The 24397-nt window shown below is 53.8% G+C and carries 15 protein-coding genes; 14 read left to right on the plus strand and 1 reads right to left on the minus strand.

The annotated features are described in order from the left end of the window. Positions 1-47: 47 nt before the first annotated feature. The 13 genes from NQ491_RS08575 (at position 48) to gltB (ending at position 20494) form a co-directional block, all read left to right on the plus strand. Complete coding sequence (locus NQ491_RS08575; RefSeq protein ID WP_259800653.1) at positions 48-3857, plus strand: DUF6443 domain-containing protein; 3810 nt, start codon at positions 48-50, stop codon at positions 3855-3857. A gap of 7 nt (positions 3858-3864) precedes the next feature. Further along, the gene (locus NQ491_RS08580) at positions 3865-4437 is read left to right on the plus strand and encodes a hypothetical protein (protein ID WP_147524758.1); all 573 of its coding nucleotides are present in this window, start codon (positions 3865-3867) and stop codon (positions 4435-4437) included. Positions 4438-4497: 60 nt separating this feature from the next. Beyond that, positions 4498-6828 carry an RHS repeat domain-containing protein gene (locus NQ491_RS08585; protein WP_259800654.1) on the plus strand — a complete coding sequence of 777 codons (2331 nt, stop codon included), beginning with the start codon at positions 4498-4500 and terminating at the stop codon, positions 6826-6828. Beyond that, positions 6825-7364, plus strand: a complete 540-nt coding sequence (locus NQ491_RS08590) for a hypothetical protein (protein ID WP_147524756.1) — start codon at positions 6825-6827, stop codon at positions 7362-7364. The genes NQ491_RS08585 and NQ491_RS08590 overlap by 4 nt, the downstream gene beginning before the upstream one ends. A 166-nt stretch (positions 7365-7530) precedes the next feature. Next, positions 7531-7881, plus strand: coding sequence for a hypothetical protein (locus NQ491_RS08595; RefSeq protein WP_147524757.1), 351 nt, complete (start codon positions 7531-7533; stop codon positions 7879-7881). Between the two features lie 16 nt (positions 7882-7897). Continuing rightward, positions 7898-8314 carry an RHS repeat-associated core domain-containing protein gene (locus tag NQ491_RS08600; protein WP_019246847.1) on the plus strand — a complete coding sequence of 139 codons (417 nt, stop codon included), beginning with the start codon at positions 7898-7900 and terminating at the stop codon, positions 8312-8314. A 189-nt stretch (positions 8315-8503) separates the two neighbouring features. Beyond that, positions 8504-9159 (plus strand): IS1 family transposase gene (locus tag NQ491_RS11300; protein WP_458693185.1). Its coding sequence is split into 2 segments (ribosomal slippage): positions 8504-8533 and positions 8536-9159, totalling 654 coding nucleotides; the frame shifts between segments, so codons are not numbered across the junction. Between the two features lie 804 nt (positions 9160-9963). Continuing rightward, the gene (locus tag NQ491_RS08605; RefSeq protein WP_034283482.1) at positions 9964-10680 is read left to right on the plus strand and encodes a TorF family putative porin; all 717 of its coding nucleotides are present in this window, start codon (positions 9964-9966) and stop codon (positions 10678-10680) included. 114 nt (positions 10681-10794) lie between these two features. Continuing rightward, the gene (locus tag NQ491_RS08610; protein ID WP_019246849.1) at positions 10795-11151 is read left to right on the plus strand and encodes a P-II family nitrogen regulator; all 357 of its coding nucleotides are present in this window, start codon (positions 10795-10797) and stop codon (positions 11149-11151) included. A 73-nt stretch (positions 11152-11224) separates the two neighbouring features. Then, positions 11225-12577, plus strand: a complete 1353-nt coding sequence (locus tag NQ491_RS08615; protein WP_019246850.1) for an ammonium transporter — start codon at positions 11225-11227, stop codon at positions 12575-12577. Between the two features lie 116 nt (positions 12578-12693). After that, positions 12694-13728 (plus strand): aspartate--ammonia ligase, encoded by a 1035-nt coding sequence (gene asnA, locus NQ491_RS08620; RefSeq protein ID WP_026089809.1) that lies wholly within the window; start codon positions 12694-12696, stop codon positions 13726-13728. Positions 13729-13763: 35 nt separating this feature from the next. Then, the gene (locus tag NQ491_RS08625) at positions 13764-15956 is read left to right on the plus strand and encodes a glutamine synthetase III family protein (protein ID WP_026089810.1); all 2193 of its coding nucleotides are present in this window, start codon (positions 13764-13766) and stop codon (positions 15954-15956) included. A 29-nt stretch (positions 15957-15985) separates the two neighbouring features. Next, positions 15986-20494 (plus strand): glutamate synthase large subunit, encoded by a 4509-nt coding sequence (gene gltB, locus NQ491_RS08630; RefSeq protein ID WP_026089811.1) that lies wholly within the window; start codon positions 15986-15988, stop codon positions 20492-20494. Positions 20495-22055: 1561 nt separating this feature from the next. On the opposite strand, the gene NQ491_RS08635 is transcribed toward gltB, so the two are convergent. Next, positions 22056-22229 carry a hypothetical protein gene (locus NQ491_RS08635; protein WP_187119330.1) on the minus strand — a complete coding sequence of 58 codons (174 nt, stop codon included), beginning with the start codon at positions 22227-22229 and terminating at the stop codon, positions 22056-22058. A 107-nt stretch (positions 22230-22336) separates the two neighbouring features. Between NQ491_RS08635 and NQ491_RS08640 the strand changes: the two genes are divergently transcribed. After that, entirely contained in the window at positions 22337-24322 is a 1986-nt protein-coding gene (locus NQ491_RS08640) for a sialate O-acetylesterase (RefSeq protein WP_019246857.1), read from the plus strand. Positions 24323-24397 lie beyond the last annotated feature (75 nt).

Consider the following 24397-nt stretch of genomic DNA (forward strand, 5'->3'; position numbering starts at 1 on the left):
CGAACCGGCCGGCCGGACCGGACATCCCGTCGTCCGGCAACCGCCCGATGAAAAGACATATGCTGCTGCTCATCTTGACGCTGATCTCCCTCTCGGTAGTCCGTGGCGCCGAGCTAAACCCCGGCAGAATCCGGGGCGAACAGAGGATCGAGGCCGGAGCCGTGCCCGCCCCGATCCGGAACGACCTGTTGCCGTACGGTTCGACGGCGGTACCCTACACCTTCCAGTGGGAATACGCCGAGGAGGCGAATCTGGGGCTCGGCTGGCTGATTATCTTCGGCGCTACGTCCGAGAGCTACCAGCCCGGAGCGCTCGGCAAGAGCACCCGCTACCGTCGGGCGGTCGTCTATATGGACGGCATAGTCCAAAAAAGGGCCTACACGAACGAGGTGCTCGTTACGGTCACTCCGGCGACTCAGCCGCTGACTCCCGGCAGCATATCGGGCGATCAGACGGTAGAGGCCGGCGTCCGGCCCGCCGAACTCGCGAATGTCGTTTCGCCGCAAAACCCGGGCGGCACATACGTCGTATTCTGGCAGTCGGCCCCGACCTCCTCGGGTCCGTGGACCCATATCGCCGGAGCTACCGCCCTCGCGTACCGGCCGCAGCCGCTCGCGGCTACGACCTACTTTCGCCGGGGAGCGAACCGGGCCGACGGGCAAAACGCCTACTCGAACGTCGTCTGCGTCCGGGTCGTGCAGCCCCTGAGTGACGCGAACTACGTGCTCGAGTACGAGCCGTTGACCGCAACCGACGACCCGCGCACGCTCGATGCCGGACAGTGCCGCCGCACGGCGACCTATGCGGACGGACTGGGACGGCCCGTGCAGACCGTTCGTATCGGGGCCTCTCCCTCGGGAGCCGACCTGGTCACGCGGACCGACTACGACAGTGCCGGCCGCGAGAGTCGGTCGTGGCTTCCCGTACCCGTGCCGAACAACGGAGGCAAGTATGTCGCACCGGCCACCCTCGCCGCACGGGCCGAGAGTTTCTATGCCGACGAAGCCCCCTACGGGCGGACCCTCTACGAGGCTTCTCCTCTGGGCCGGACGGCATCGGTTTTCGGTCCGGGCAAGGCTTGGCACGAAAGCGGCCGCGCCGTGCGGAACCGCTATCTGACGAACTCCGCGGCTGACTCGCTGCGCTGCGCACGCTACGTGGCCGACAGCGACCGGGACGCCGTGCGGCTCTCCCGGCAGGGAGACTATCCGGAGGGCGAGCTGCTCGTGACCGCCGCGACGGACGAGGACGGACGGCTGTCGTACACGTTCCAAGACAAGGGCGGACAAAGCGTTCTCATCCGGCGGATGAATGGCTCCGAGACGCTCGACACCTACTACGTCTACGATGCTTGCGGCCTGCTGCGGGCCGTGCTGCCTCCGAAAGCCTCGGCGATGCTCGAGTCGCAGACCGGAGCGCTCGACATGTCCTCGGCGACCGTCGCCGATCTGACCTACCTCTACCGCTACGACCGCCGGGGCCGTCCCGTCGGAGTCAGGCGTCCCGGGGCTCAGGAAGTACGCTATCTGTACGACGATACGGACCGTCCCGTTTTTTCACAGGACGGCGTGCAGCGACGCTCGGGAGAATGGTCCTATTCGATTCCCGACGCGCTGGGCCGCGAGGTTCTTCGAGGAACTTGCAAGACGCTCGGCGGAGCGAACCTTGCGCAAAGCCTGCTCGACGGGAAAACGCTCGTCGCACGATACGACGGCTCGTCGGGCGATGCCGGGTACGCCGTTCTGCTCGACGGACAGGCGGTCGAACTGGCCGGCGGACGCTTCCTCTCGGCCCAGTATTACGACTCCTACGACTTTCTTTCCCGCTCGGAGTTCTCCGAACTCGGATTCGAGAACGACCCGAACTACGGCAAACGGTACACCGGCGGAGACAAGAGCCTCCATACGGGAAGCATCCGCACGAGCTTGTCGCCCCAGCAGACCGTCCGGATGCCCGAGGCATACTATTACGACCTGCACGGACGACTCGTTCAGTCCAACGGCCGCAACCACCTCGGAGGAAAGGACCGGTATCTTGCGCGGTACGACTTCACGGGGCGGCCGGTCCAGACCCGGGAGTCGCATTCTTCTTCGGCCAGCGGCTCGCAAAGGGGACTGACGACGACCCTCGCATACGATCATGACGGACGTCTTTCGCAGCGGCGGACGACGCTCTCATCCGTGACGACTCCTCTCACGGCGAGATACTCCTACGACGAGGCGGGAAGACTGAGCGAAAAAACACTCGGCCCGACTCCCGTAAGCTATACGTACAACGTCCGAGGCTGGATCGGCAAGATTGCGAGCGCTCCGTTCGTCTCCGAACTCCGATACGAGAACCCTCGGTACGGAGGCGCTCCTCTCTACTCGGGCATGGTCTCGCAGTGGACATGGAAGCACGGACAGCAACCCGAAAACGATTATGTGTTCTCCTACGACGGTGTCGGACGGATGGTCGCAGCCAAGCACTTCGTGGACGGAGCGAGAACCGACGGTTACACGGAGCGCGGAATCCGCTACGACGCGAACGGGAACCTGCTGGCCATATCGAGGACGGCCGGAGGAGCGGTGAGCGACAGTCTGCGGTTCACCCTCGGCGGAGACGTGCTGTTGGACGTCTCAGGGACCTCGACGGGCGTGTTCGAGTACGATCCGAGCGGGAATTTGGTGAAAGACGGGCTGAATCGTTTGGAATTCAGTTATAATTGTTTAAATTTGATGCAGACGGTACAGACTACCGTCGGAGCGTCCAAGGCTCAGTTCACCTACGGATCGGACGGCAGGAAGCTCTCGGAGAAAGCCAGAACCGGCGGGTTCGAGTACTTGGGTTCTTTGATATATGCTTATCGCGGCGGTACTCTCTCCCTCGCGCAAGCGGTGACCGACGAGGGGACGATTCAGTCGGCGGGAGTGAATTACTTTATCCGGGATCATCTGGGCAGCGTCCGTGCCGTCGTGGACCACACGGGCAAGATCGTCGAGCGGAACGACTACTATCCTTTCGGGGGACGGCATGAAAATGCCTCTTTGCCCTTGACAAGCGTCAATCGCTACAAGTTCGGCGGCAAGGAAACGCTCGAACCGGTCAGCCTCGATATGCTCGACTTCGGAGCCAGATTCTACGACCCGAGGATCGCTCGCTGGAATACGCAGGACCCGTTGGCGGAGAAATACTTCTCGCTTTCACCCTATAATTATTGTGCTGGAAATCCCATCACGTTGGTCGATCCGACGGGGATGGTAATGGACGATTATCGTTTGAAGAAAAATGGAGAGATCGAGTTGATGAAAAAGACAAACGATAATTACGATGTCATTTATGCTGAAAATGAAAAAGGAGAAGTAGATTTGTTCAAATCAATTCAAATAGATAAAAACATTCTACCGTCCAAGAAAAGTGATAATTCGGAAATATCGAAAACGCCCTATGATTATTACGAGATTTTCGATGATAATCAAGCACAAAAATTGACCGAATTCGTCTGGGAAAATTCAACGGTAGAATGGGGGGTGACTTCTGTGGATATTATTGATCATCAACAGTATCAATCCGTAAACTATCTGTCAACTTCTCACTTAGAAAGTCAAGAATATGGAGCAGCAGCATTATTCAAAATGCTAACGACATTTCCTAATCGTCAAATGAAATATATACTAGATTACAAGAAAAATGAACACAACCATCCAAATGGAACAGCTTGTTATTCAAATGCAGACTTGCAATTTGCAATGATGATATGGCGAATGTTTCCTAACGCTGTGTTTAATATTTACATTCCATCAAAATATCGTCCAATAAAATCTATACTTCCGATCAAATTCGACATACCGGAAACAGTTGTATTTAAATCTAAATGAAAATATTATGAAACGTCTTTTGTATTTATCTATTTTCTTTCTGCAATTTTCTCGGTGTACCTGTTGTCAACATGGAGGGAATAATATGCAACATAATGTCACCTCCCGTAAGGATACATTAAAAGTCACAACTTATTTGATGGAGATTAATGAACCCAAACTAGATTCTTTAATAAAGAAGATTGCAGATACTGTTGTCCAATTGAATAGGCAGAGAAAAACAATCTATAATGAAATGGGACATCCCTATACTGAAACTCCATGGCGTTCAGTTGTGGTAAGTATTCTGAAACAACAAAAGGACAATTTATTGGGTTTTCAATTAGTTGCGTGGTTAGATAATCGCACTAATTTATCTTCCGATTATTACGGTTGCATCAAAGTATATGATTTGTTGTTCTGGATTAAACTTTATGAACAAAGTGCTTTGATACCGTATGATTTGTTCTCAATACAAGATACAATAACTTTGAATAAAACAAACGAAATAATTGCCAATATTGAAAATCCAGAATGGTTTTATATGTATAATATCCAGAATGATAAATTAAAATATATAAAAAGTTTGAATACAAAGTAATAATAGAGGACACGAAGAAAGTATGATAACGATATAGCAGAAAGGGAGCAATCGATTTGATTGCTCCCTTTCTCATGCTCCGTTTTTTCACAGGACGGCGTGCAGCGACGCTCGGGAGAATGGTCCTATTCGATTCCCGACGCGCTGGGCCGCGAGGTTCTTCGAGGAACTTGCAAGACGCTCGGCGGAGCGAACCTTGCGCAAAGCCTGCTCGACGGGAAAACGCTCGTCGCACGATACGACGGCTCGTCGGGCGATGCCGGGTACGCCGTTCTGCTCGACGGACAGGCGGTCGAACTGGCCGGCGGACGCTTCCTCTCGGCCCAGTATTACGACTCCTACGACTTTCTTTCCCGCTCGGAGTTCTCCGAACTCGGATTCGAGAACGACCCGAACTACGGCAAACGGTACACCGGCGGAGACAAGAGCCTCCATACGGGAAGCATCCGCACGAGCTTGTCGCCCCAGCAGACCGTCCGGATGCCCGAGGCATACTATTACGACCTGCACGGACGACTCGTTCAGTGCAACGGCCGCAACCACCTCGGAGGAAAGGACCGGTATCTTGCGCGGTACGACTTCACGGGGCGGCCGGTCCAGACCCGGGAGTCGCATTCTTCTTCGGCCAGCGGCTCGCAAAGGGGACTGACGACGACCCTCGCATACGATCATGACGGACGTCTCTCGTCGCAACGGCTCGCACTCTCTTCCGCGACGATTCCGATGACGACAAACTACTCCTACGACGAGGCGGGAAGACTGAGCGAAAAAACACTCGGCTCGACTCCCGTAAGCTATGCGTACAACGTCCGAGGCTGGATCGGCAAGATTGCGAGCGCTCCGTTCGTCTCCGAGCTCCGATACGAGAACCCTCGGTACGGAGGCGCTCCTCTCTACTCGGGCATGGTCTCGCAGTGGACATGGAAACACGGACAGCAACCCGAAAACGATTATGTGTTCTCCTACGACGGTGTCGGAAGATTGGTTGCAGCCAAGCACTTCGTGGACGGAGCAAGAACCGACGGTTACACGGAGCGTGGAATCCGCTACGACGCGAACGGGAACCTGCTGTCGATTTCGCGGACGGCCGGTGGAGCGGTGAGCGACAGTCTGCGGTTCACCCTCGGCGGGGACGTGCTGTTGGACGTCTCAGGGACCTCGACGGGCGTGTTCGAGTACGATCCGAGCGGAAATTTGGTGAAAGACGGGCTGAATCGTTTGGAATTCAGTTATAATTGTTTAAATTTGATGCAGACGGTACAGACTACCGTCGGAGCGTCCAAGGCTCAGTTCACCTACGGCTCGGACGGCAGGAAGCTCTCGGAGAAAGCCAGAACCGGCGGGTTCGAGTACCTGGGTTCTTTGATATATGCTTATCGCGGCGGTACTCTCTCCCTCGCGCAAGCGGTGACCGACGAGGGGACGATTCAGTCGGCGGGAGTGAATTACTTTATCCGGGATCATTTGGGCAGCGTCCGTGCCGTCGTGGACCACACGGGTAAGATCGTCGAGCGGAACGACTACTATCCTTTCGGGGGACGGCATGAAAACTCGGCCTTGTCTCTTTCGGCGACGAATCGCTACAAGTTCGGCGGCAAGGAAACACTCGAACCGGTCAGCCTCGATATGCTCGACTTCGGAGCCAGATTCTACGACCCGAGGATCGCTCGCTGGAATACGCAGGACCCGCTGGCTGAAAAATACTTCTCGCTTTCACCCTATAACTATTGCGCGGGAAATCCCATCACGTTGGTCGATCCGACGGGGATGTTCATGACCGATTATTTCAATCTGAATGGGAAAAAAGTTAGGCATGTCGATGACAATAAAACGGATCGTTACTTGGTTCTTACTACATCCAGTCAAGAATCGATAGTCGATCAAACCATAGAGGCGGGCGGTATGATCGATGTGCCGACTAACGATATGGTTGCACTTATGAGTGAAATCTATGACCGGATGGAACAGACAGGTTTAGAATACGGTTTTCGGGTAGGTGAAAAGGGAACTCTGTCCCGGATTGTGGAGGGGAAAAGCGGAGAACTCAGTTTCAATGATTGGCTGCCTGCAATGAAAGATTTAGTCGATCAAGGCGATCGAGTTGTACTCGATGCTCATGGACATCCTTTAAAAAAGGATGAAAATGGAAATATTATTTCTGTTGGAACTCCCAAACCTTCACCTGTTGATAAAGAGAATGTCGTAGGATGTCAGCCCAATATAGTGTTAGGTTATCAGCAACAACAATTCCCTGTTCACAATACATTTCCTACTCAGTTTGAGACAAAAACAGTTAGATATATTGGATTTTTTAATAGGGATCAAGTTTTTTCTCCTATTGAATTTTCGAAATTTAGAAATTCTATTTTCAAAATAAATAAACAGCGATGAAAGCGGTTATTTACAGTGCGATAATTTTACTAACATGGGAAATGGGTTATGCTCAAGAGGGTGAATATTCATTATTGTCACGTTTTGATCCTCAAACATTATACGGGAGTCCTAGCTATAAAGAAAAACCGGCAGGGTATGAAATATTAGTACCGTCATTTCATATGAATGGCCCTTATGGTTACAGTAGTTTGAATTATTATTGGACTTTCCTTTTATCAGATTATGGAACGATCGCTATTCAAACTCCTATGCTTCCATATCATGGAAAAACAACCATATTGCGGATAACTGATACAACTAAAACGGTTTGCCGTATAGTTTCTTATGACTCAATTCAAAACAGTATTCCAGAATATTTATTGTGTTGTAATAATGACGGATGTATTCCTCCCCCTTACATTAAAAAGCAAAGGAACCGAAGGAATATGATTATTCAAAACGACAGTTTAACAATTTATCTGATAAATATCAAACCGCAAAATTTAGAAAAAATCTGTCGGGTGGTGACAACACCAATAGCTGATTATAGATAAGCTGAGATTTCAGGTTACCTTAATTGTATCAAGCACCAGGCAAAATATCGATTATAATGTGGTCTCCTTGGTAAAATAAGGAGACCACATTATATTATTTATAAATAATGAACAATCTTTGAAACTTTATCCATGATAGAATTGCCATGATCCGAACGGAAATTTGGTGAAAGACGGACTGAAGCGTTTGGAATTCAGTTATAATTGTTTAAATTTGATGCAGGCGGCCAAAACAGCTGCCGGAGCGTCCAAGGCTCAGTTCACCTACGGCTCGGACGGCAGGAAGCTCTCGGAGAAAGCCGGAACCGGCGGATTCGAGTACATGGGTTCTTTGATATATGCTTATCGCGGCGGTACTCTCTCCCTCGCGCAAGCGGTGACCGACGAGGGAACGATTCAGTCGGCGGGAGTGAATTACTTTATCCGGGATCATTTGGGCAGCGTCCGTGCCGTCGTGGACCACACGGGCAAGATCGTCGAGCGGAACGACTACTATCCTTTCGGGGGGACGACATGAAAATGCCTCTTTGCCCTTGACAGGCGTCAATCGCTACAAGTTCGGCGGCAAGGAAACACTCGAACCGGTCAGCCTCGATATGCTCGACTTCGGAGCCAGATTCTACGACCCGAGGATCGCTCGCTGGAATACGCAGGACCCGTTGGCGGAGAAATACTTCTCGCTTTCACCCTATAACTATTGCGCGGGAAATCCCATCACGTTGGTCGATCCGACGGGGATGGTAATGGACGATTATCGTTTGAAGAAAAATGGAGAGATCGAGTTGATGAAAAAGACAAACGATAATTACGATGTCATTTATGCTGAAAATGAAAAAGGAGAGATTGATTTATTCAATACGATTAGTATTGATAGAGGTATATTATCTAATAAAATAACCGGAACGATCACCCCTCACGGAAAGGAATATTCATATGATGCATATGGGTAGTGTTTTAAATTAGGGGATGACTTCAATTCAATAATTAAAACGCTGTTTTTCAGCGCAAATTTTCCTTTCGCAGGTAAAGCAAAAGCGACTACTACAGTCGCTTTTTGTATTTTGCACCCTTAAATCCTTCGAAAACGAGTTTTCAAAACGATATCCAACCTTCGTGTTTCAAATTTGGGGATAGCAAAAATGGAATGCAAATATTGCGGAGGCACATGCGCGTAAAAGACGGAAGGCAGAACAACGGTAGGCAACGCTATAAGTGCAAATCGTGTCATCGGAAACAGCAGGCACTATATAGTTACAACGCCTACCAGAAAGGAATCAATAACGAGATCGTAACATTAACCAAAGAAGGAGTCGGCATCCGAAGCACAGCACGAATACTGAATATCTCTCCTACAACCCTACTCAGCAGAATTGTTCAGATTGCCCATACGATCTCGCGTCCTCCGGTCATCAATCAAAGAACCTATGAAGTAGATGAAATAAAGAGTTTTGTACGAAGAAAGTCCGAACACATCTGGATAGCATATGCCCTAGACAGAAAATCCAAACAAGTCGTTAGTTACAATATCGGTCCACGGACAAACGCCACCCTTAACGTAGTTCTCGAAACACTCCGTCTATCCGATGCCAAACGAGTTTATACCGATAGGCTAAGAAATTACCGTTCTCTGATCGAGACAAAGATCCATCGGACATCATTATACGGGACCAATCATATCGAACGACATAATTTAACGATTCGGACTCATCTGAAACGTTTAGCACGAAAAACCATCTGCTTCAGCAGGAGTGCAGTCATTCTGTCGGCAATCTTGAAGATTTATTTCTGGGGGTAAAAGCGTATAATTATATTTCCATTATTTATACACATTATCCGATCCGAACCAACTACTTATTGTCTTTTGAGCATCGGTGCTCATTGGAGTAATCGAATAGAGGGCTAGCCTCTTTTTAGGACGTGAACAACACACATACAATAAATTGCGCGATCTGTCATAACGATTGATATTATGCTTGTTGTTGCTAAACGCGTCATTGTCATTGAAATTTCTCCATGCGCTATCAGCTTAGGTCTTAAAAGTATAAGAACAGAGAATAAATTGTTAGCCGATTAAAGATGTTTGTTGCTGTCCGGAGGGAACTCAGATAACAGTTGCATTGGGAAAATGTATTTCAGCGGCTTCATTCCCCGGAAAAAATTCCTCCGGCAATCATCGTTACACGATCCCCTCTGTCTGTTCTGTTTGGAGTCCGGCTGATGTTTGTGGAGCAACGGGAACCGACGGGCAATCTGAAAGTGGAATATTCGGGCAATGAGGGGCTCGAAATACAATGTGGTTTCAAATTAAAATATGTATAGTTTGATTCAAATGCCCTTTATTATGCGGGTGTCTGTTGTTAAAAATGCATATATTATAAAATATACCCCTAAAAAATTGCATTGTAAAAACAAAATATATAGTTTTGTGCCGAATGACGTGGTAAACGTATTTCGTATGAAGCCCATTGCTATTACGATTTATTACTCCTTGATCCAGAATCCCCGTTAGGGGATGAACTGAAATGCATCATCGGACGATCCGGAACAGTCTCATCGTATGAGGATACGCAACGGTTGTTTCATTTTAAAATCGGGAGTTATGAAAAAAGTTCTACTATTATTGCCTGCAGTCTCCGTTATGGAGCTGACATCCGGAGTGATTCACGCGCAGCCCCAAACCGAAATCTCGATAGGTGGCGATCTCGTCAGTACATACGTCTGGAGGGGAGTTTACCAGAGCGGATTCAGTCTGCAGCCGGAAATCGGCCTTTCCGTAGGAGGGTTCACGGTCGGGGTCTGGGGTTCGACCGATCTCGATAACTTCAAGGAGGTGGACCTCTCGGTGGGGTATTCCGTCGGGGGTTTTTCGGTCGGAGTGACCGATTACTGGTGGGGCGGGCAACGTCTCGGCGATGGACGGTTCGCGCCTTATTTCAAATACGGTGACACCCACTACTTCGAGGGTACGCTCGCTTATGAATTCGGGGAGAAGTTTCCGTTGGGCATTTCGTGGAGTACGATGTTCGCCGGGGCCGATAAAAAAGAAAACGGTGATCGGGCTTGGTCGTCTTACGTGGAGCTTGCCTATCCGTTTTCTGTGGGTTCGGTCGAACTGACTGCTGCGGCTGGTGCAGCGCCATGGGCGGCTCCGGCCTGGTTGCCGGGTGGATACGACGGATTCCAGATATCGAATGTGTCGCTCAAGGCTTCTCGGGCGATCCCCGTATCGGAAAAATACGAAATTCCCCTTTTCGTCCAGCTTGCGGTCAACCCGCAGCTCAACTACATGAACCTTGTCATCGGCCTCTCGTTCTGAAGACCGTAACAGGCATGCGAACGAACATTATGGGCACAATGCTTACGGACCGGCGACCGGAGAGCTCACGGCGGCCGGAGAAAGCGGTGCGGAACTTCTAAAAATTTATTCGTCATGAAAAAAATCGAAGCGATTATCCGCAAAAGCAAATTCGAGGATGTGAAGGAGGCCCTCCTTGAAGCGGATATAGAATGGTTCTCTTTCTATGGTGTGCGGGGAATCGGGAAGTCGAGGGAAGCCCGCGTATACCGAGGTGTCATGTATGACACCAGCTCGATCGAGCGCATGCTGATTTCCGTCGTTGTGCGTGAGAAGAATGTGGAAAAAACCGTGCAGGCCATCCTGAAGTCAGCCTATACGGGCGAAATCGGGGACGGGCGCATTTTCGTCATACCGATCGAGGACGCGGTCCGTATCCGTACCGGAGAGAGGGGCGACATAGCCCTTTACAATGCGGAAAAGGAAAAATAATTTCGATAATCACATGCAATTTAAATGAAAAATCATGACAAGCTATATTGTATCTGTTTTTTCTAAGATCGGCATGATGGCAGCCGTCGTTGCGGCCAGCCTGTTTCCCACGAGCCTGAGCGCGCAGGATGTCGCGGGTGCGGCCGATGCAGCGGAACTCGCGCTGGCCGGGGAAACTCCCGTGCTGGATTCGGGCAACACGGCATGGCTGATCGTGGCCACCGTTCTCGTGCTGCTGATGAGCATTCCCGGAATCGCGTTGTTCTACGGCGGGCTGGTGCGCCAGAAAAACGTACTGAGCGTCATCATGCAGACGATGTTCATCGTCGGAGTGGTCAGTATTCTGTGGGTAGCTTTCGGGTATAGCTGGGCGTTCGGCACCGGATTCATGGAGTCGGGCAATCCGTTGGGAGCCGTTATCGGCGGTTTCGACAAAGCCTTTCTGTACGGTATCACGATCGATACGATGATGCCCAGTGGCATTCCCGAACTGACGTTCGTCATGTTCCAGTGCATGTTCGCTCTGATTACTCCCGCTCTTATTCTGGGGGCGTTCGCCGAGCGGATCAAGTTTTCGGGCTACACGGTGTTTATCGTGCTGTGGGTCATTCTGGCCTATTTCCCGATGGCGCACTGGGTGTGGGGAGGCGGCTTCCTGCAGCGGATGGGTGCGATCGATTTCGCCGGCGGAACGGTAGTTCATATCAATGCCGGTATCTCGGCCTTGGTTATGGCGATCATGCTGGGAAAAAGGGAAGATTACCGGATCGGACATCCCGTTATTCCGCATAACGTAGCGTTCGTTTTCATGGGAACCTCTTTCCTGTGGCTGGGCTGGTTCGGTTTCAATGCCGGCAGCGGCTTGGCCGCCGACGGTCTGGCTGCCAACGCTTTCCTCGTGACTCATGTTGCAACGGCCGTCGCGGCGGTTACTTGGATGGCGATGGACTGGATATGCAACAAGAAGCCGACTACCGTAGGCGCGTGCACGGGAGCCGTGGCCGGACTGGTGGCGATCACTCCGGCCGCCGGCACGGTAGATCTGCTGGGCGCATTCTGTATCGGGCTGATTACGCCGGTCGTCTGCTTTTTCATGGTGGCCGTCATCAAACCGAAGTTCAAGTATGACGACGCACTGGACGCATTCGGCGTGCACGGCATGGGCGGTATCGTCGGCTCTGTTCTGACCGGCATTTTCGCTACGCGCTATATCACGGGCGAGGACGGCGTGCAGGGCGCGCTGTACGGCGACTGGCACCAGTTGTGGGTTCAGATCTTCACGACGCTGGTATCTATCGTGTTCAGTGCCGTCGTTACCTATGTGCTTTACAAGGCGGTAGACAAGCTGATCGGCATCCGGGTCGACAAGCGCGTCGAAGAAGAAGGGCTCGACATATACGAACACGGCGAGACGGCTTATAATTAACGGCGTCGTACAGGGAGGAAGGTTTCAAGTTAGTTTAGGTTTTCAAACGAGGATTCTCCGGCAGCGGGCAGTCTGACGCCCGCTGCCGGAAGATCTCAAACAAGAAGGTCAAAATCATGTCACTGTATATTCCGAAAAAATATCGGGCTACATTAATGCCCGAAATGATGGAACAAGCCATCAAACAGATCAAAGATTCGTTCCAGACGATGCTCGCCGAAGAGCTCGACCTGCGTCGGGTGACGGCACCCCTTTTCGTCCGCTCGGGGACGGGCATCAACGACGACCTGAACGGGACCGAACGGGCCGTAAGATTTGCGGTGCCTGCCTTGGGCGGAGCCGACGTAGAGATCGTACACTCGCTGGCCAAGTGGAAAAGGATACAGCTCGGGGCTTACGGCATTCCGGCCGGCTTCGGCCTTTACACCGACATGAATGCGGTTCGGGCCGACGAGGAGCTGGACAACATCCATTCGATTTATGTCGATCAATGGGATTGGGAACGGACAATCCGCGCAGAAGACCGCAATCTCGAATTCCTCAAGGGGATCGTTCGCAGAATTTACAGTGTGATCCGCAGTCAGGAACGGCGGGTATACGAAACATACCGCCACATTACGCCTGTCCTGCCAGAGGAGATCGTTTTCGTCCAGTCCGAAGAGCTGCTCCGGGAGTTCCCGCATCGGACACCGGCCGAGCGCGAGACCGAGGCGGCTCGACGATACGGTGCCATTTTCGTCATAGGGATCGGCGGCAGACTCTCGGACGGCAAGAAACATGACGGCCGTGCCCCGGACTACGACGACTGGACCACCCCGACACCCGGCGGATATTGCGGGTTGAACGGCGATATCGTGGTGTGGAATCCCGTGCTCGAACGGGCCTACGAGATTTCGAGTATGGGCATCCGAGTGGATCGCGAAGCCCTGCTGCGTCAGCTCGATCTGGAAGGGTGCCCCGAGCGGGCCGGACTGGAGTTTCACCGGGCGCTGCTCGAAGAGCGCATCCCGCTCTCTGTGGGTGGCGGCATAGGCCAGTCGCGTCTGTGCATGTTCCTGCTACGCTGTGCCCATATCGGGGAAGTACAGGCGAGCCTGTGGCCCGACCAGATGAAGACCGAATGCATGAAATACGGCATTTTCCTCAAATAAAATGACCAAAAAATCAATCTAAAAACAGATAAGCTATGTCTACATTGAGATTTCAAATGGTGGGGGAGGCGATTCGCAGAAAAGCCCTCGACGTGAAAGCGCCCGCAAACCACGTATCCGAATACTACGGCATAAACGTATTCAGCGGGGATAAGATGCGAAAATACCTCTCGTCCAAGGTGTGCGAAGCTCTGGAAGAGACAATGCGGGACGGTAAGCCGTTAAGCCGCGAGATAGCTGACAGCGTAGCAGCAGGCATGAAGCAGTGGGCTATGGACATGGGGGCCACACACTACACGCATTGGTTTCAGCCTCTCACGGGCGGGACGGCCGAGAAACACGATGCCTTTGTCGAGTACGACGGCAGGGGAGGCATGATCGAGGAATTCAGCGGTAAGCTGCTGATCCAGCAGGAACCCGATGCCTCGTCGTTTCCGAGCGGCGGTATCCGCAACACGTTCGAAGCGCGCGGGTACAGTGCGTGGGACGCTACTTCGCCGGCTTTCGTCGTCGACACGACGCTCTGCATACCGACCATTTTCATCTCCTATACAGGAGAGTCGCTCGACTACAAGGTTCCGCTGCTCAAGGCTCTGGAGGCCGTGAACAAAGCCGCGGTGGAGGTTTGCCGCCTGTTCGATCCGAAAGTGAACAAAGTGCACTCCTATCTGGGTTGGGAACAGGAGTATTTTCTCGTGGACGAAGGACTGTGGGCCGCACGTCCCGACCTGATGCTGACCGGACGTACGCTGATGGGCCACGAGAGCGCCAAGAACCAGCAGCTCGAAGACCATTACTTCGGGACGATCCCCACGCGGGTGATGGCCTTTATGAAGGATCTCGAATACGAGTGCTACAAGTTGGGCATTCCGGTCAAGACGCGACACAACGAAGTGGCTCCGAACCAGTTCGAGGTGGCTCCGATTTTCGAAGAAACCAATCTGGCCAATGACCACAACCTGCTGCTGATGTCCGTGATGCGTAAGGTAGCGCGCCGTCACTCGTTCCGCGTGTTGCTGCACGAGAAGCCTTTCAAGGGAATCAATGGCAGCGGCAAGCATAACAACTGGTCGTTGGGGACCGATACGGGCATCAATCTGCTCGCTCCGGGTAAGACAGCCGGGGAAAACCTGCAATTCATCGCATTCGTGGTCAACGTGATGATGGCCGTTCACAAACACAACGGACTGCTCAAAGCGGCGATTTCCAGCGCGACGAACGCCCACCGGCTGGGCGCGAACGAAGCGCCCCCCGCAATCATCTCGATCTTTTTGGGCAACCAGCTCTCGGAGATACTCGATCGGATCGAGCAGACGGATTGTGAAAAGGCGATAGAGGTAGGCAGTAAGACCGGCTACAAGATGAACGGTATCAATCATATTCCCGAGTTGTTCATCGACAATACGGACCGTAACCGCACCTCGCCGTTCGCCTTTACGGGTAATCGCTTCGAGTTCCGCGCCGTGGGGTCGTCGGCCAACTGTGCCGGGGCGATGATCGTGCTCAACACGGCGGTTGCCGACCAGCTCACCGAATTTCGTAGAAGTGTGGACAAGCTGATGGCCGGAGGGGCAACGAAAGAGCAGGCGGTCTTCGCCGTAATCAAAGAGTACATCCGCGAGAGCCGTCCGATCCACTTCGACGGTAATGGGTACAGCGACGAGTGGAAGGCCGAAGCGGCGAGCCGCGGACTGGACAGCGAAACCTCCGTACCGCTGATCTTCGACAGGCTGTTGGACGACGAGACGGTGTGGATGTTCTCCCGCACGGGCGTGCTCGACGCCGTTGAACTGCATGCGCGGGCCGAGGTCTATTGGGAGACTTATACGAAAAAGATACAGATCGAGGCGCGCGTATTGGGCGATCTGGCCATCAACCATATCGTGCCGGTGGCCGCGCGCTACCAGAGCATGCTGCTCGACAAGGCGGCCAAAATCGGTTCGCTCGACCTGCCGGCGGTGTCAAAAGCATTGGCGGCCAACGATATGGAGGTGATCGATAAGATATCGAACCACATTCTGGTTATTCAGGAGAGCGTGAGGAGAATGACCGAAGCGCGCAAAGAGGCCAACCGTATCGAGAGCGAACGTGAGAAAGCCATAGCCTATCACGACACGGTACTGCCGCATTTCGACACGATCCGTTACCATATCGACAAGCTCGAACTGATGGTAGACAACGAGATGTGGGCGCTTCCCAAATATCGGGAACTGCTCTTCATCCGGTAAGGCAAACGTAACGCGAAAAACGCATGGATATGAATCAAAATAGACAGAGGCAGGCGAAGCAAGGATTGTATCGGCCGGCCTATGAGCATGACGCGTGCGGTGTGGGACTGGTGGTCAACGTGGGGGGAGGAAAGTCGCACGAGATCGTCGAAAACGGACTGCAGGTTTTGGAACACATGGCCCATCGCGGGGCCGAGGGTGCCGATAGCAAAACAGGCGATGGAGCCGGAATGATGGTTCAGATCCCGCACGAGTTCATCCTCCTGCAGGGAATTCCGGTACCCGAGAAGGGCAAATACGGTGTGGGGGTCCTCTTTCTGCCCAAAGACCAGGCGGCTTGTGCCGCTTGTCTCGATTTGGCCGCATCGGTGATCGGTCGCGAGGGGCTCGACCTGCTGGCGGTACGCGATGTACCCGTCAACAGCGAGATTCTGAGTGACGAGGCGCGGTGTAGTGAACCGGCCATCAAACAGCTTTTCATTACGGGAAGCGAAGATCAGGCAGCGCTCGATACCGAGCTCTACATCGCGGGCAAGAAGATCGGCCGAGCGGCCCGCGAGGCAGGCATGGCTTGCTACATCGCCAGCCTCTCCACGCGCACGATGGTTTATAAGGGGTTGCTCACCTCGCACCAGTTGCGCTGTTACTTTCCCGATCTGGTGAACCCCTATTTCACAAGCGGGATGGCGCTGGTCCATTCACGTTTCAGCACCAACACCTTTCCGACATGGGAGTTAGCCCAACCTTTCCGGATGATTGGTCACAACGGCGAGATCAATACCATACAGGGTAACCGGGCGTGGATGCAGACACGCGAGCCACTACTGCGCTCCGAGGTGCTGGGAACCGTAGAAGGGATCAGTCCGATCGTCGAAGAGGGAATGAGCGACAGCGCGTCGTTCGATAACGTACTGGAATTTTTCGTCCGTTCGGGCATGTCGTTGCCACATGCGCTGGCCATGCTCGTACCTGAGAGTTACAACGACAAGAATCCGCTTCCCGCCGAGTTGAAAAGTTTTTATGAATACCACAGTATTTGGATGGAGCCATGGGATGGCCCGGCGACCGTCATTTTTTCGGACGGCCGCTACGCGGGCGGTATGCTCGATCGAAACGGCCTGCGTCCGGCACGATACCTGATCACCAAAAGCGAGACCATGGTCATCGCCTCCGAGACCGGCGTAATGGGATTCGATGCCTCGCAGATTCGAGAGAAGGGACGTCTGCGCCCTGGCAAGATACTGATGGTGGATACCGAGCAGGGACGTATTCTGCAGGATGCCGAAATCAAAGCGGCGCTCGCAGCGGAGCACCCTTATTTGGAATGGCTCGAGAAGAACCGGGTAATCCTCGGTACGATCGCTTCGGGACGGCACGTAACGCACGCCGTGGAGGGATTCGATCGCATGCTACGCGTATTCGGATATAGCGCGGAGGATATCGAACGGATCATTAAGCCGATGAGCTTGCACGGCACGGAACCGACGGCCTCGATGGGCAGCGATACGCCAATCGCTGTGCTCTCGGAGAAACCCCAACGATTGTTCAACTACTTTCGCCAGCAGTTCGCGCAGGTGACTAATCCTCCGATCGATCCGCTGCGCGAGGAATTGGTCATGTCATTGGCCAGTTATATCGGAGCTGTAAACGGCAATATCCTCGAGCCAGGCCCCGGCATGTGCAAAGTGGTCAAGCTGCCCAGTCCCATCATCACCAACACCGAGCTCGATATCCTACGAAACCTGCGCTATAAACGGTTCCGAACCGTAACCCTACCGATGCTTTTCGAGGCCGGCGCGGGCAGCCGCGGCATGGAGCAGGCCGTGGATGAGTTGTGTCTTCGGGCCGGGCGGGCCGTGGACGAGGGGTACAACTACGTGATCATAAGCGACCGGGGCGTAAACGAGCGTCTGGCTCCGATCCCGTCGCTGCTGGCTCTTTCGGCTGTGCATCATTACCTGATCGGAGTACGCAAACGGTCGCAGATCGCACTGATCGTCGAGAGCGGCGAGGTATGCGAGACAATGCACGTGGCCCTGCTCATCGGCTACGGGGCGAGTGCAGTCAACCCCTACATGGCCTTCGGTGTGTTGGACGATTTGGTACGCCGGGGCGAGATACAACTCGACTACCCGACGGCCGAGAAGTATTATGTCAAGGCGATCAACAAGGGAATGCTCAAGATCATGTCGAAGATGGGTATCTCCACGATCCGCAGCTATCGCGGGGCCAAACTATTCAATACATTGGGCCTGGCACAGGAAGTGCTTGACCGCTATTTCGGGGGCGGAGTGTCTCCGATCGCGGGAATTGGCATCGAAGACATCACTGCCGAGGCGCTGGCCGCCCATGCGCGGGGTTTCGGCGCAGAGACGATGGAGGGTGCGCCGCTTGAAAACACCGGTATCTACAAATACCGCAAAGGAGGCGAATACCATGCATGGTTCCCCCAGACCATCTCCCGGCTCCAACAATCCACCCGTACGGGAGACTACGCCAAGTTCAAGGAGTACACGCATATCGCCGACAATGAGCACCCGCCCGTTTTTCTGCGCGACATGCTCGATTTCAGACGTAATCCGATCGACATAGAGCGGGTCGAGCCGGAGGAGGCAATTATGCGACGTTTCGTGTCGGGGGCTATATCGTACGGCTCGATCAGTCGCGAGGCACACGAGGCGATCGCCGTAGCGATGAATCGCATCGGCGGACGCAGCAATACGGGTGAAGGGGGGGAGGACCCGGAACGTTACAAGACGCGTCCCGACGGGACTTCGGCCCGCAGTGCGATCAAGCAGGTGGCCTCGGGACGATTCGGAGTCAACGCGGAATATTTGGTAAACGCCGACGAGATACAGATCAAAGTGGCGCAAGGGGCTAAACCCGGCGAGGGCGGACAGCTGCCCGGCTTCAAAGTCGACAAGATGATCGCCCGCACTCGTCATTCGATTCCCGGCATCTCGCTTATATCGCCACCGCCACATCACGACATTTACTCGATCGAGGATCTCGCACAGCTAATTTTCGACCTGAAGAACGTCAATCCTTCGGCACGTATCAGCGTCAAGCTCGTTTCTGAATTGGGCGTAGGGACGGTGGCCGCCGGCGTGGCCAAGGCCAAGGCCGACATGATCCTCATCAGCGGTAGCGAAGGCGGTACGGGCGCCAGTCCGGCCAGTTCGATTCGCCATGCCGGGATGCCACCCGAATTGGGGCTTGCCGAGGTACAGCAGACGCTTGTATTCAACAACCTGCGCGGTCTTGTTTCCCTGCAGGTAGACGGACAGCTCAAAACGGGACGCGACGTGATCCTCAGTGCGTTGCTCGGAGCCGAGGAGTTCGGTTTTGCCACCAGCGTAATGATCGTGCTGGGATGTGTGATGAAGCGCGAGTGCCATCTCAACACCTGCCCGATGGGTGTGGCTACGCAGGATGCGAAACTGCGCGAGCGATTCCGCGGCCATGCGGACTATCTGGTCAACTTCTTTACCTTTCTTGCTCGCGAAGTGCGTGAATATTTGGCCGAGATGGGCTTCGAGAAGATCGACGATATTGTGGGGCGTACCGATCTGCTCGTTGAACGCTCCCGGTCCGAGGGATCGAAAGCGGTCCGGGTAGATCTTGCACGACTGATGGTTGCGCCGGGGACAGATGACGATCGGGCATTACGCCGTACTGCCGTACAGGACCATGGGCTCGAAAGAGTCGAGGACCTGTCTCTGATCTCGCTGACCCGTCCGGCCCTTACGGCAGCCATGCCGGTACATCTCGACATGCCGATTCGTAACACGGACCGTTCGGTAGGAGCGATGCTTTCGGGCGAGATCGCCCGGCGTTACGGAGCCGCAGGGCTCTCTGACGAGACGATACGGATCGCATTCCACGGCTCGGCCGGACAGAGTTTCGGTGCTTTCCTCGAAAAAGGCGTAACCTTCGCGCTCGAAGGCGATGCGAACGACTACCTCGGCAAGGGGCTCTCGGGCGGAAAGATCGTCGTGCGCCCCCCGCAGGGTTCCACATTCGCCCCGGAAGAGAACATCATCGCCGGCAATACGTTGCTTTACGGGGCTACGGCTGGCGAAGTGTACATCAACGGTCAGGTGGGCGAGCGGTTTTGTGTCCGTAACAGCGGTGCGGTAGCTGTCGTCGAGGGGGTCGGTGACCACGGGTGCGAGTATATGACCGGCGGCCGCGCTGTAATCCTCGGGCCGACAGGCCGCAACTTCGCGGCCGGGATGAGTGGAGGAATAGCTTATGTGTGGGACCGCGACGGTAATTTCGACTTTTTCTGTAACATGGAGATGGTCGAACTGACACTCGCGGGCGAAGAAGCGGCCGACATACACGAACTGCACAGCCTCATCACGGCACATCTTCGCCATACCGGAAGCCCGTTGGCGCAGCGCATACTCGACAATTGGAGCATATACGCGGACCAGTTCATCAAGGTCATGCCGATCGAATACAAAAAAGTATTGCACGACGAGCGGATCGAGCAACTCAATTCCAAAATCGCCCGTGTCGAACGGGATTATTAGCTTAACGGCAGAAGGACTGATCGTACGAGTACGGTATAACTCTCCTGAGGCTGTTCTGCCGTACGTTTGCTACATGAAAGGAAAAAAGAGGGTACAGCCCTTACAGACTTGATGAGATACATATTTCGCTGAAGAGAAGCAGCATCAACACGGGCAAGATAGGGGCGGAAATCAGTCCTGTCAAGCTCCGGCCATGGTTCTGCAACGTCGATATCGACCGTGAGCAATCGAATACGACGGTTTCGATCCGGAGTGTCCGGCCGTATTCACGTCCACGCCTGTTGTGTGTTGGCGGCCGATCCGCTGGGGAGTGATGCGGTGCGATAGAGGTGTAAGGTGCCGTTTGGCAGTGAGGTCTGCCTCGGATCCCTGCGCTATGGAACTTTCGGACGAAGGTATGTCGATCTAACGCTTCAAAGCGGGAAAGGACGATCCGCAAATAGTTCTTAATTAGCTCTTATGCCTATTTTCATTTGTCTGAAATGCTGAAAAACGGCATAAAAAGCTGGGTTAGGAAGAATTGGAATTACCTCATCGTCACCTTCGTTCTGGAGCGTATTATTGTGTTGTTTTTCAGTATTTTTGTATTGGTCTGTACCGCAATAAATAACTCTATTGGGAACCTCTGCTCACGTCGTGAACTCACCGTCATGCCGCAGTTTTTTTCGATCTTGCGGCTTCACCTGAGATGACCAATACACCTTTGGGCGCGGTCGGTCTTTCATTGAAATGCAATGTAGTCGATGAGGAGATGATTATCGACCACGAACGTTTTGACCGACAAATTAATAAATGCTTCACTGGCACTGAAGTTAATATTGGCGACAAAATAATGCATTACGCCTCATTTCGATATTCCAACTGGAATGAAACTAAAAATATTGTCATCAGTGTATGATAAACATCCCGGACGATTGCTTGGGCGACGAAGAACTCGAACATATAAAAGTTGCGAAATATTAATCGTTGATGATCGTCGTAAATATTTGTCTGTCATTATGAACAGAATCGGAAAAAGTCGGGAGACTGGATTGGAAATCATCGTTTGGATATTATCAAAAGCGGATGAATGGGGATAGTACTATGTCTCAGATTCGGTCTCTTTTGGAAACAAAAAGAGAAATATCCATTTATAATATCACTCACCGAACATATTTTCCTGATAAGATGCCGATGTTTTGGCTTTCGGATGTATTATGTTCATCGCGTTAGCCCGCATTCTTCCGGCTATGAAGTTCTCATAAATTGGATAATAACGTGATGACCTCTGGATCAATGTGCGCATTGATCCAAGCTTATTTTTCTGTCGTCTGCTTAGACCGGCACAACAAGATTCAGTTGTATGATAAGAGTAACCTCGATAACGGGATGTAGCACTTTAACGGGCAATTAAGCCGTGTTCTTTTTGCACGGTTCTTCTGCTATCTAGTTCCTGTCTGAAACATAAAATTAGAAATCGGATCATGAATTCGCAATTAAATATCTTTCCCGTAATTTTATTGTGCCACGCTCGGTATCCGAATCGTTGCCTGGCACGAGAAAAAATATGGCAAGTACCCGATTACAGGATATTTCGGGGAGTTTGGTTGATTTTCGTTCTCTCTGTTTTTTTTGAGGGATGTTGGTTGCCGGTGTTTGGCGAGGCGATATTCGGCTTCGCTTCTTTAGAAGCGAAGCCGAATATCGTTTTTTGCATATGACTTTTCATGTCGGCAGGAATTTCTGCGGTTTTCATTTGGGGAGCTGAGGCCGTTTCCCGAATCCTGCTTATTTTTCTCCCGGGGGAAGAATATTTCGGGCAGGAATGGCTAACTTTATGGCGGACGATAAAAACGATCCGAGATGAATCTGAAAAAAATAGGTATTCTTTGTTTGGGACTGATGGCGGGCGGTTTGCTGCAGGCCAAAGTCCGTTTGGCTTCCGTTTTCGGCAGCGACATGGTTTTGCAGCGGCAGTGCGAGGCGCCTCTTTGGGGCTGGGCCGAACCGGGGGCCGAGGTGGCGGTGACCGGGTCGTGGGACGGATCGACCGTCCGAACCCGTTGCGGAGCGGACGGAAAATGGATGCTGAAGCTGAAAACTCCCGACGCGGGAGGACCTTATACGGTTACCGTTTCGGACGGGGAGGCCGTTACGTTGGAGAACGTGCTGATCGGCGAGGTGTGGATCTGCTCGGGGCAGTCCAATATGGAGATGCCGGTAGGAGGATGGGGCCGCGTGCGCGATTATGCCCGCGAGATCGAAAGCGCCGACTGGCCTCGGATACGTCTGTTCGGCGTCAAGCGGGTTTCCAGTTTGGCTCCGAGGGAAGATGTACAGGTCGTAGGCGGAGGCTGGCAGCCCTGCTCGCCGCGGACGGTTCCCGACTTCTCCGCCGCCGGTTACTTTTTCGCCCGCGAGTTGCATAAGGCGCTCGGAGTCCCTGTCGGAGTGATCAATACTTCGTGGGGAGGTACGGTGGCCGAGTCGTGGATGAGTCCCGAGGCGCTGGCCACGCATTCCGATTTTGCGGAGCGCGTCGAGCAGGTTCGCTCGGCCGGGGCCGACGAGAGCCGGTTATGGGCCGGATTCCGCGATGACTCGGCTCGCTGGGAGCAGGTTGTCGCGCAGCGCGATCCGGCGTATCGGGACGGAAAGTGTCTGTGGAAGGAGCGATCTTTCGACGACAGCGACTGGGATACGATCGCTCTGCCCGCCTATTTCGATGCGGAGTGTCTGCCGGGCCACGACGGGATCGTCTGGCTGCGCCGGCGGATCGAGATACCGGCCCGCTGGCGGGGGCGCGACCTGACCCTTCGCCTTAGCTACGTAGACGACAGGGACGTGACTTATTTCAACGGAGTGCAGGTCGGCGCGATCCATGCGTTGGAGCAGGAGCGCGTCTATCGGGTGCCGGGCAGGCTGGTCGAGGGGGGCGAGGCGGTCATCGCGATCCGTGTGCTCGACACCGGAGGCGACGGCGGGCTCAATTACGACGGCCCGTCGCTTCGCCTGAGTCTGTCCGACGACCGGTATATACCGCTGTCCGGCCCGTGGAGATACCGGGTCGGAAGCAAGTTGGCCGATTTGCCTGTTCCGCCCGTTCAGCCCGATTTCAATCCGCATCAGCCGACGGCGCTTTACCATTCGATGCTTCGTCCGCTCGTTCCGCTGGCCTTTCGGGGCGCAGTATGGTATCAGGGCGAGTCGAACGCATGGCGGGCCGAGCAGTACGGGACGCTTTTCCCGTTGCTCGTCGAGGACTGGCGCTCGTGCTGGGGGCGCGATTTCCCGTTTCTGTTCGTGCAGCTGGCTAATTTCGGAGCGCGGCACGACGAGCCTGCCGCTTCACAGTGGGCCGAGCTGAGAGAGGCTCAGTCCGAGGCGCTGCATCTCGACGGAACCGCTATGGCCGTGGCGATCGATATCGGCGAGGACGACAATATTCATCCGAAGAATAAGCAGGAGCTGGGCCGCCGTTTGGCCCTGATTGCCCGTGCCCGGGTGTACGGCGAGTCGGTGGCATGCAGCGGTCCCGTGTACCGGACCTATCGGATCGAAGGCGATAAGATCCGGATCCGGTTCGACGAGGCCGAAGGGCTGGCGGTGCGGGACGGCCGTGTCCTCCGCGGGTTCGCTGTCGCAGGGGCCGATCGCCGGTTCCGTTGGGCCGAGGCTGCGATCGACGGATGCGACGTGGTGGTCGGCTCGCCCGAGGTCCCGTATCCTTTGGCCGTTCGCTACGGCTGGGACGACAATCCGGACTGCAATCTGATCAATGCTTCCGGACTGCCGGCCTCGCCGTTCCGGACCGACCGCTGGCCGGGAATCACGACCGGCAAGAAATAATCCGGATTTTGTCGGCGAACGAGCACCGCGTTTCATCCTGCCGGCGGAGCTGTTCGCATGTCTTGCCGGGTACTG

The sequence above is a fragment of the Alistipes ihumii AP11 genome, from assembly GCF_025144665.1.
GTDB lineage: Bacteria > Bacteroidota > Bacteroidia > Bacteroidales > Rikenellaceae > Alistipes_A > Alistipes_A ihumii.